General features: G+C 72.4%; 6 protein-coding genes. All 6 read left to right on the top strand.

From position 1 onward, the window contains the following. Positions 1 to 325, top strand: a 325-nt coding sequence (locus AB0E96_RS33160) for a response regulator transcription factor (protein ID WP_359829501.1), incomplete at its 5' end; no start/stop codon positions are given. Positions 326 to 918: 593 nt separating this feature from the next. Beyond that, positions 919 to 3,870: an EAL domain-containing protein gene (locus AB0E96_RS33155; protein WP_359829502.1), complete on the top strand. Its 2,952-nt coding sequence runs from the start codon at positions 919 to 921 to the stop codon at positions 3,868 to 3,870. Between the two features lie 331 nt (positions 3,871 to 4,201). Next, positions 4,202 to 6,055 carry an acetolactate synthase large subunit gene (locus AB0E96_RS33150; RefSeq protein WP_359829500.1) on the top strand — a complete coding sequence of 618 codons (1,854 nt, stop codon included), beginning with the start codon at positions 4,202 to 4,204 and terminating at the stop codon, positions 6,053 to 6,055. Positions 6,056 to 6,140: 85 nt separating this feature from the next. Next, positions 6,141 to 6,665 carry an acetolactate synthase small subunit gene (gene ilvN / locus AB0E96_RS33145; RefSeq protein WP_049657946.1) on the top strand — a complete coding sequence of 175 codons (525 nt, stop codon included), beginning with the start codon at positions 6,141 to 6,143 and terminating at the stop codon, positions 6,663 to 6,665. A gap of 148 nt (positions 6,666 to 6,813) precedes the next feature. After that, positions 6,814 to 7,812, top strand: a complete 999-nt coding sequence (gene ilvC / locus AB0E96_RS33140; protein WP_359829499.1) for a ketol-acid reductoisomerase — start codon at positions 6,814 to 6,816, stop codon at positions 7,810 to 7,812. 233 nt (positions 7,813 to 8,045) lie between these two features. Next, positions 8,046 to 9,626, top strand: coding sequence for a phosphoglycerate dehydrogenase (gene serA, locus AB0E96_RS33135; protein WP_359829498.1), 1,581 nt, complete (start codon positions 8,046 to 8,048; stop codon positions 9,624 to 9,626). Positions 9,627 to 9,984: the final 358 nt, after the last annotated feature.

Here is a 9,984-nt window from a genome sequence, read left to right as displayed (position 1 = left end):
CCGGCCGCTCGGCGGGCGGATCGCCGCGCTGGCCGAACGGGCCGGGCTGAGCCTCGCCCCGGCCGAGCGGGCGGCCGCGGTGCCGGCCCAGGCCGCCGGGGACTCCTTCAACCTCACCCCCCGTGAGCGGGACGTGCTCCGCCTGCTCGCGCGCGGCTGGACCAACCGGCAGATCGCCGAGGAGCTGTACATCTCTCCGAAGACCGCGAGCGTGCACGTCTCCAACATCCTCGGCAAGCTGGCGGTCGGCGGCCGGGGCGAGGCGGCCGCCCTCGCGCACCGGCTGCGGCTGTTCCCGGACGACCTGGCCTCCTCGGGCCACTGAGCTCCACGGGGAGGGCCGGCGGGCGCCGCTGGGCGCCGTTCGCCGAGGACCACCGGGGCCACCGAGCGGGGCCGCACCACCGACCGGGACCGGCTCGGGCCGGTCCCGGTCCCGGTTCCCACCCCGCCCCGGTTCCCGCCCCGCCCCGCCCCGGTCCGACGTCCGGCCACGCCGGGCGCCTCCGCGTGCTCCCGTGCGCGCCGCGTGAGCCCCCTCCCGCGCGCCGCCGCCAACCGGGCCGATCCGTAGGAATCAGGGGCATTTCCCCACCCTTCCGCCATTACTCTAAGTTGAGTGTGCGTGTCGTTGAGTGACGGAATTGGTGTAGGGTCCATTTTGGGAGCATCGGTGCGGTGCGGCGACCGGCAGGCCGCCCACCCCCTGGGCCACCGTCCTGACGGGGCGCCAGGCCACCGCGTACGTCCGAGAGGTGCGCGGCCGGTGGTCCGTGGCCGGGGCGCGAGGCCCCGGGCCGGAGGGGGAGAGGCCGAGTGAGCTCCACCGAAACGGTGCTGCCCGGAACCGGACGGCCGGACGCGCCGCACACCGACACGTCCGCCGCCGACGTGCCCGCACCCGCCCGCCGCGGCCCGCTGTGCCGGCTCGCGGAGTGCCGCACGCTGCCCGGGGTCGCCCTGGGCACGCTCTGCGTGGCCTACGCCATCGGCGCCGCCGTCGGCTGGGGATCGCGCCAACTGTCCGTGTTCATGGGCGACTTCGGGCTGGCCGCGGCGGCCCTGGCGGCCGCCCTGTCCTGTCTGGTGTACGGCTGCACGGTCGGCGGGCACGCCCGCCCGGCCTGGCTGCTGTTCGGCCTCTCCTCGCTCATGGTCGCCTTCGGCAACGGCACCTGGGGCTGGTACGAGCTGGTGGTGCGCACCCCGCTGCCCCGGGACTCGCTCGCCGAGTACGTCTTCCTGCTGTTCGGCCCGCTCGCCATCACCGGTGTCCTGGTGCTCGCCCAGCACCCGCGCACCGCGGCCGGCTGGCTCTGCCTGCTGCTCGACGGCTGGCTGATCGCCGGCTCGCTGTTCACCCTCAGCTGGAGCCTGGCGCTCGGCCGGATCGCGGCCGGCGAGGACGGCTCGCCCCTGCGGCTGGCCCTCAACCTGGCCTACCCGGTGCTGGACATCCTGCTGGTCAGCCTGGTGGTCGGGCTGCGCTTCGGCGGCCGGGACGGCAACCGGGCGGCGGTGCACACCGCGATGCTGGCGCTGGCCGTCACCGTGACCTGCGACGCCCTGTTCACCTCCCCGGAGCTGCGCAGCAGCTACCACTCGGGCGAACTGCTGGACGCCGGCTGGTTCGCCGGCAGCCTGCTGCTGGCCTGGGCGCCGTGGTCGCCGCGCTGGCGCCGTCCGCTGCGCGACCACCCCTCGGCCGGCGGCCTGCCGCACCGCCGGGTGGCCACCACCTTCAGCGCGCTGACCCCGTACGCGGCGGCCGCGGTCTGCACCGCCGGCATCCTCTACAACGCCCTCGGCGGACGGGAGTTGGACCGCGTGGTCGCCGCGGCGGCCTGCACCGTCGGGCTGGCGCTGATCCTGCGGCAGGGCGTGATGCTGCTGGACAACCTGTCGCTGGCGCAGGAACTCGCCCACAAGGAGGCGCACTTCCGCTCCCTGGTGCAGGGTTCCAGCGACGTCATCATGATCGCCGGCGCCAACGGCGTGCTCTCCTACGTCTCCCCGGCCGCGCTCGGCGTCTACGGGCGGGACCCGGAGGAGCTCGTCGGCGGCAACCTGCTGGACCTGGTCCACCCCGAGGACGTCGGCCGGGTGCTCTCCGAGGTCCGCCGCTACCTCGCCAGGGTCCGGCTCACCACCCACCGGAGCCCGGGCGCCGCCGAGCCCTCCGCCCGGGTCGAGTGCCGGATCAGCTCCGGCGCCGGCGAGTGGCTGCACGTCGAGTCCACCGTCAGCAGACACCGCGACGGCCTACTGCTCAACAGCCGGGACGTCACCGAACGCGTCATGCTCCAGGCCCAGTTGCAGCACAACGCCTTCCACGACCCGCTCACCGACCTGCCCAACCGGGCGCTGTTCACCCAGCGGCTGCGGGCCGCCCTCGGCGCCCGCGGGCAGCAGGGCGAGACGGGCGCCGGGATCGCGGTGCTCTTCCTCGACCTGGACGGCTTCAAGGCGGTCAACGACACCGCCGGGCACCAGGTCGGCGACGAACTCCTGGTGCAGGCCGCCCGCCGGCTGCAGAGCGCCGTCCGCTGCGGGGACACCGTCGCCCGGTTCGGCGGCGACGAGTTCGCCGCGCTCGTCTGCGGCCCGCTCGGCCGCCTCCAGGTCCAGGAGCTGGCCGAGCGGCTGCGCCTCGCGCTCTCCGACCCGTACTGGATCGGCGGCGCCGAACTCAGCGTCGCCGCCAGCATCGGCATCGCCTTCGGCACCCCCGAGCGCGGCCCGGCGGCGGACCCGAGAACCGCGGCCGACGAACTGATGCGCAACGCCGACCTCGCGATGTACCGGGCCAAGTCCGAGGGGAAGGGCCGGGTGGTGCTCTACACCCCCGCGATGCGGGCCGACCTGGAGCGCCGCACCGAGCTGGAGGAACGGCTGCGACTGGCCGTCCGGGAGGGCGGCTTCACCCTGCTCCACCAGCCCGTGGTGGACCTCGGCAGCGGCGCGGTGACCGGCGTCGAGGCGCAGGCCCGCTGGCGCTCGGTGGGCGGACTGCTGCTCACCCCGGCCGAGTTCCTGCGCTCCACCGAGCACGGCGACGCGGCCACCCGGTTCTCCCGCTGGCTGGTCCTGGAAGCGGTCAGCGCCGCCGTCGAACGGCGCGGCCTGCCGGGCCGGGGCCGCGGCGCGCCGGAGCCCGTCCCGGTGGCCGTCCGGCTCTCGGTGGAGCGGCTCTGCTCGCCGGGCCTGTACGAGACGGTGGCCTCGGCGCTGCGCGACAGCGGCCTGCCCGCCGACGAACTGGTCATCGAGGTGGCCCGGATGGGCCCGGACTCGCTCGCCGACGAGCTCGGCCGCCGGCTCTCCGCGCTGCGCGGGCTCGGCGTCTCCACCTGGCTGGCCGGCTACGGCGCCGGCGGCGGCTCGCTCGGCGCCCTCGCCCGGCTGCCGCTGGACGGGCTCAAGCTGGACCGCACGCTCGTCCAGGACCTCGGCGAGTCCCCGCTCAGCCGCACCCTCGCCGGGCACGCGCTGCGGCTGGGCCGCGACCTCGGGATGGCCACCGCCGCCGAGGGGGTGGACCTGCCCCGCCAGGTGGCCGCGCTGCAGGAGCTGGGCTGCGGGCAGGCCCAGGGCTCGGCCTTCGCCCCCTCGCTGGACGAGCCGCGGCTGCGCCGGGCGCTGGCCCGCCGGAGCTACCCGCTGCCCTCCCCGGCGGGCCCGCTCCCGCCCCGGCGCCCGCACCCGCCCGCCGTCGACGACACCCGGACGAGTGGCCGCTCGGGCGGCCGGGCGGACGCCGCGCCGGGACGTGGCGCACATCACCATGGCGGCCCTGACCTGCCCGAACGCCATGCCGTTACTGGTCCGTCGGGGGGTCCGCATGGCGAGACGGTCATCCCACCTGCTTGACACGTCACCCCGCACGGGAGGAAGGTCGTTGCCATGCGCACCCGAATTCTCGTACTTGGCGGGCGCGTCGGCTGAGTGGGCTCGTACGCCCTGCTCGTGACAGACCGACGCGCCACCCCTCGCATGCCCTTTGGCACGAGGGGTTTTTTGTTGCACTGACGCTGTTCCACCTCCGCAAGACCCCTGGCCTCGACCGCCGAGCACGTCCGACCTTTCGGATCAAGCGGGACGATTGAGGCAGAGCCGGCGATCGACCCGGACCGGGACCCCTTCCTCGCAGCACCGGGGCCCGCAGCACCGGGTCGGCGAAAACCCGAGAAGAGACAGGCAGATGACCGAGCACGCCGCATCCCCCCGCCGCGGGGACAACCCGGCCGCCAACGCTCCCGCTCCCCAGCACGTCGTCGAGACCATGACCGGCGCCCAGTCGCTCATCCGCTCCCTGGAGGCCGTGGGCGCGGACACCGTCTTCGGCATTCCGGGCGGGGCCATCCTTCCCGCGTACGACCCCCTGATGGACTCCGTCAAGGTGCGCCACATCCTCGTCCGCCACGAGCAGGGCGCCGGTCACGCCGCCACCGGCTACGCCCAGGCCACCGGCCGGGTCGGGGTCTGCATGGCGACCTCCGGGCCGGGGGCGACCAACCTGGTCACCCCGATCGCCGACGCGTACATGGACTCGGTGCCGATCGTCGCCATCACCGGCCAGGTCTCCTCCAAGGCGATCGGCACCGACGCCTTCCAGGAGGCGGACATCTGCGGCATCACGATGCCGATCACCAAGCACAACTACCTGGTGACCGATCCGTCCGAGATCCCCCGGGTGATCGCCGAGGCCTTCCACATCGCCGCCACCGGCCGCCCCGGCCCGGTCCTGGTCGACATTGCCAAGGACGCGCTCCAGGCGACCACCACCTTCCGCTGGCCGGTCGAGACCGCGCTGCCCGGCTACCGCCCGGTGACCAAGCCGCACGCCAAGCAGATCCGCGAGGCCGCGAAGATGCTGGTCGGCGCCAAGCGCCCGGTGCTGTACGTCGGCGGCGGCGTGCTCAAGGCGCAGGCCACCGCCGAGCTGCGGATCCTCGCCGAGCTGACCGGCGCCCCGGTCGTCACCACCCTGATGGCGCTCGGCGCCTTCCCGGACAGCCACCCGCAGCACCTGGGCATGCCCGGCATGCACGGTTCCGTCCCCGCCGTCACCGCGCTCCAGAAGTCCGACCTGCTGTTCACCCTCGGCGCCCGCTTCGACGACCGCGTCACCGGCAAGCTGGACGGCTTCGCCCCCAACGCCAAGGTCGTCCACGCCGACATCGACCCGGCCGAGATCGGCAAGAACCGCCCGGCGGACGTGCCGATCGTCGGCGACGCCCGCGAGGTGCTCGCCGACCTGATCGTCGCCGTCCAGGCCGAGTTCGACGCCGGCCACAAGGGCGACTACACCGAGTGGTGGGAGCGGCTCGACGAGTGGAAGAAGACCTACCCGCTCGGCTACGAGTCGGCCCCGGAGGGCCAGCTGTCACCGCAGCAGGTCATCGAGCGGATCGGCCGGCTGGTCGGCCCCGAGGCGATCTACGCCGCGGGCGTGGGCCAGCACCAGATGTGGAGCTCGCAGTTCATCCGGTTCGAGAAGCCGGGCACCTGGCTCAACTCGGGCGGCGCCGGGACGATGGGCTACGCCGTCCCCGCGGCGATGGGCGCCAAGGCCGGCCGCCCGGAGAGCGCGGTCTGGGCCATCGACGGCGACGGCTGCTTCCAGATGACCAACCAGGAGCTGGTCACCTGCGCCCTGAACGACATCCCGATCAAGGTCGCGGTCATCAACAACGGCTCGCTGGGCATGGTCCGGCAGTGGCAGACGCTGTTCTACAACCAGCGCTACTCCAACACCGTGCTGCACTCCGGCCCCGGCCACGACGGCGTCGAGCCGCCGGCCCAGGGCACCCGGATCCCCGACTTCGTCCTGCTGTCCGAGGCGATGGGCTGCGTGGGCCTGCGCTGCGAGCGTCCCGAGGACCTCGACGCGGTCATCAAGCAGGCGATGGAGATCAACGACCGCCCGGTGGTCATCGACTTCATCGTCCACCAGGACGCCATGGTCTGGCCGATGGTCGCGGCCGGCACCAGCAACGACGAGATCCAGTTCGCCAAGGGCGTGCGCCCCGACTTCGGCGACGACCTCGACTGATGCCCCTGCCGGCCCGCCCGTCGCCCACCGCCCGCCTTCTCGGGACCGGCTGCGCCGGACCCCTCCTGTGCGACTGAGGAATCCCATGTCCAAGCACACCCTCTCCGTCCTGGTCGAGAACAAGCCCGGCGTGCTCGCCCGCATCGCCGCACTGTTCTCCCGTCGGGGTTTCAACATCGACTCCCTCGCCGTCGGTTCGACCGAGCACCCGGACGTGTCCCGGATGACGATCGTGGTCAACGTCGAGGACCTCCCGCTGGAACAGGTCACCAAGCAGCTCAACAAGCTCGTGAACGTGATAAAGATCGTCGAACTCGACCAGTCCGCTGCGATCCAGCGGGAACTGGTCCTGGTGAAGGTCCGCGCCGACAACGAGACCCGGTCGCAGATCGTCGAGATCGTCCAGCTGTTCCGTGCCAAGACCGTCGACGTGTCGCCCGAAGCGGTGACCATCGAGGCCACCGGCAGTTCGGACAAGCTGGAGGCCATGCTCCGGATGCTGGAGCCTTACGGCATCAAGGAGTTGGTCCAGTCCGGCCTGGTCGCCATCGGCCGCGGCGCGCGCTCCATCACGGACCGCTCACTGCGCGCCCTGGACCGCAGCGCGTAACCCGCGCGAGACCGTCTCCCTCCCGCCGCCCACCGTCGCCCGTCCGACGGCACGCGGCACCTTTCGAGCAACGACCCACACCCCCGCCGGTACGAACTACGGTGAACACCGCGTACCCGGCACCCATCACGCAAGGAGATGTGCCCCCGTGGCCGAGCTGTTCTACGAAGACGACGCCGACCTGTCCATCATCCAGGGCCGCAAGGTCGCGGTCATCGGCTACGGCAGCCAGGGCCACGCCCACGCGCTGTCGCTGCGGGACTCGGGCGCGGACGTCCGGGTCGGCCTGAAGCCGGAGTCCGCGTCCCGCGCCAAGGCGGAGGAGGCCGGCCTGCGCGTCGTCACCCCGGCCGAGGCGGCGGCCGAGGCCGACGTCATCATGATCCTGGTCCCGGACCCGATCCAGGCCGACGTCTACGAGGCGGACATCGCCCCGCACCTGAAGGCCGGCGACGCCCTGTTCTTCGGCCACGGCCTGAACATCCGCTTCGGTTTCATCAAGCCCCCGGCGGACGTCGACGTCTGCATGGTCGCCCCGAAGGGCCCGGGCCACCTGGTCCGCCGCCAGTACGAGGAGGGCCGCGGCGTCCCCGCGATCGTCGCGGTCGAGCAGGACGCCACGGGCAACGCCTTCGCCCTGGCGCTGTCGTACGCCAAGGGCCTGGGCGCCACCAAGGCCGGCGTCATCAAGACCACCTTCACCGAGGAGACCGAGACCGACCTGTTCGGTGAGCAGGCCGTCCTCTGCGGTGGCACCGCCGCCCTGGTGAAGGCCGGTTTCGAGACCCTGGTCGAGGCCGGCTACCAGCCGGAGATCGCCTACTTCGAGTGCCTGCACGAGCTGAAGCTCATCGTCGACCTGATGTACGAGGGCGGCCTGGAGAAGATGCGCTGGTCGGTCTCCGAGACCGCCGAGTGGGGCGACTACGTCACCGGCCCGCGGATCATCACCGACGCCACCAAGGCCGAGATGAAGAAGGTCCTCGCCGAGATCCAGGACGGCACCTTCGCCAACACCTGGATCGCCGAGTACAAGGCGGGTCTGCCCAAGTACAACGAGTACAAGAAGGCCGACGAGGACCACCTGCTGGAGACCACCGGCAAGAAGCTGCGTTCGCTGATGAGCTGGGTCAACGAGAACGCCTGACCCTCCCGGAGCCGGTTCCGGCCCCGATTTTGTAACTCCGTTGTACAAGTAGGCTGCTCTCGTCCGGGTGATTTCGCCGGACGGGAGCAGCCCGCTATCCAGCCCGTCGATACACTCCGAGTGCGCGTCAGGCCCACAGCGTCGTGCGTCTACCTACGCGGCATGCCACCTTTCCCCGCCCTCCACGCCACCTACGTGCCCGGGGGAACCGGACAGTTAAGGACCCCACTGTCGTGAGCAAATCCGTAGTTCTGATCGCCGAAGAGCTTTCGCCCGCCACCGTCGACGCCCTCGGCCCCGACTTCGAGATCCGTCACTGCAACGGCGCGGACCGCACTGAGCTGCTGACCGCCATCGCCGACGTCGACGCGATCCTGATCCGCTCCGCCACCAAGGTCGACGCCGAGGCGCTGGCCGCGGCCCGCAAGCTCAAGGTCGTCGCCCGGGCCGGCGTCGGCCTGGACAACGTGGACGTCGCCGCCGCCACCAAGGCCGGCGTGATGGTCGTCAACGCGCCGACCTCCAACATCGTCACCGCCGCCGAGCTCGCCTGCGGCCTGCTGATCTCCGTCGCCCGCAACATCGCCCCGGCCAACGCCGCGCTCAAGCAGGGCGAGTGGAAGCGCAACAAGTACACCGGCGTCGAGCTGAGCGAGAAGACCCTCGGCGTCGTCGGCCTCGGCCGCATCGGCGTCCTGGTCGCCCAGCGGATGTCCGCGTTCGGGATGAAGATCGTCGCGTACGACCCCTACATCCAGGCCGCCCGCGCCGCGCAGATGGGCGTCAAGCTCGTCACGCTGGAGGAGCTGCTGGAGGTCTCGGACTTCATCACCGTCCACCTCCCCAAGACCCCGGAGACCATCGGTCTGATCGGCGACGAGGCGCTGCACAAGGTCAAGCCGTCCGTGCGCATCGTGAACGCCGCCCGCGGCGGGATCGTGGACGAGGGGGCGCTGGCGGACGCGTTGCGCGAGGGCCGGGTGGCCGGCGCGGGCCTGGACGTGTACGCCAAGGAGCCGTGCACCGACTCCCCGCTGTTCGCCTTCGACAACGTGGTCGCCACCCCGCACCTGGGCGCCTCCACCGACGAGGCGCAGGAGAAGGCCGGCATCGCGGTCGCCCGGTCGGTGCGCCTCGCGCTGGCCGGCGAGCTGGTGCCGGACGCGGTGAACGTTCAGGGCGGCGTGATCGCCGAGGACGTCCGCCCGGGCCTGCCGCTGGCCGAGAAGCTCGGCCGGATCTTCACCGCGCTGGCCGGCGAGGTGGCCGTCCGCCTCGACGTCGAGGTCCGCGGCGAGATCACCCAGCACGATGTGAAGGTGCTCGAACTGTCCGCGCTGAAGGGCGTGTTCGAGGACGTCGTGGCGGAGACGGTGTCCTACGTCAACGCCCCGCTGTTCGCCCAGGAGCGCGGCGTCGAGGTCCGCCTGACCACCTCCAGCGAGAGCCCCGACCACCGCAACGTGATCACCGTCCGCGGCACGCTCGGGACGGGCGAGGAGATCGCCATCTCCGGCACGCTGGCCGGCCCCAAGCTGACCCAGAAGATCGTCGGCGTGGACGCCTTCGACGTGGACGTCGCGCTCACCGACCACATGGCCTTCTTCAAGTACGAGGACCGCCCCGGCGTGGTCGGCGTGCTCGGCCGCCACCTCGGCGACGCGGGCATCAACATCGCCGGCATGCAGGTCGCCCGTGACGGCGGCAACGCGCTGGCCTCCATCACCGTGGACACCGAGATCCCGCAGGACGTGCTCTCGGCCATCGCCGCCGAGATCGGCGCCCGCTTCGCGCGCTCGGTCGACCTGGGCTGACCCGCCCGGACAGGGCCCGGACCGCCGTTCGACCGGCGGTCCGGGCCCTGCTGCGTTCTCCCGGGTGGTGTCCGTCTCAGATACTAGGAAATCCAAGTATTCGTGCAGACACGGCCCGGTCGTGGTCGTACCGTGGAAGGGCCGTACGGTGTGCCGCCCCTGCAGCCAGGGTCCGCGGCCCGTGCAGGCGCGCGCCTTCACGAGCAGGCGATCCCTGCTCCCGCGCTCCCTCCTCCCTCTTCGCGCTCGCCTTCCGCAGCGCCGCTTCCAAGGAGCCCGGTATGTCGCCGACCGCCGACCGCCGCACCACGTCCGCCCCCGCCGCCGCCCCCGTCCGCGCCCCGCGCCGCCGCCGGGC

It is taken from the genome of Kitasatospora sp. NPDC036755 (genome assembly GCF_040636595.1).
Classification (GTDB): domain Bacteria; phylum Actinomycetota; class Actinomycetes; order Streptomycetales; family Streptomycetaceae; genus Kitasatospora.
The sequence above is the reverse complement of the archived record's forward strand: the minus strand, read 5'-3'. Positions and strand labels throughout refer to the sequence as shown.

What these genes read in the sequence shown, in the direction of transcription:
- ilvN (WP_049657946.1), top strand. Translation starts at nt 6,141, where the DNA reads ATGTCCAAGCACACCCTCTCCGTCCTGGTCGAGAACAAGCCCGGCGTG.
- AB0E96_RS33150 (WP_359829500.1), top strand. Translation starts at nt 4,202, where the DNA reads ATGACCGAGCACGCCGCATCCCCCCGCCGCGGGGACAACCCGGCCGCC.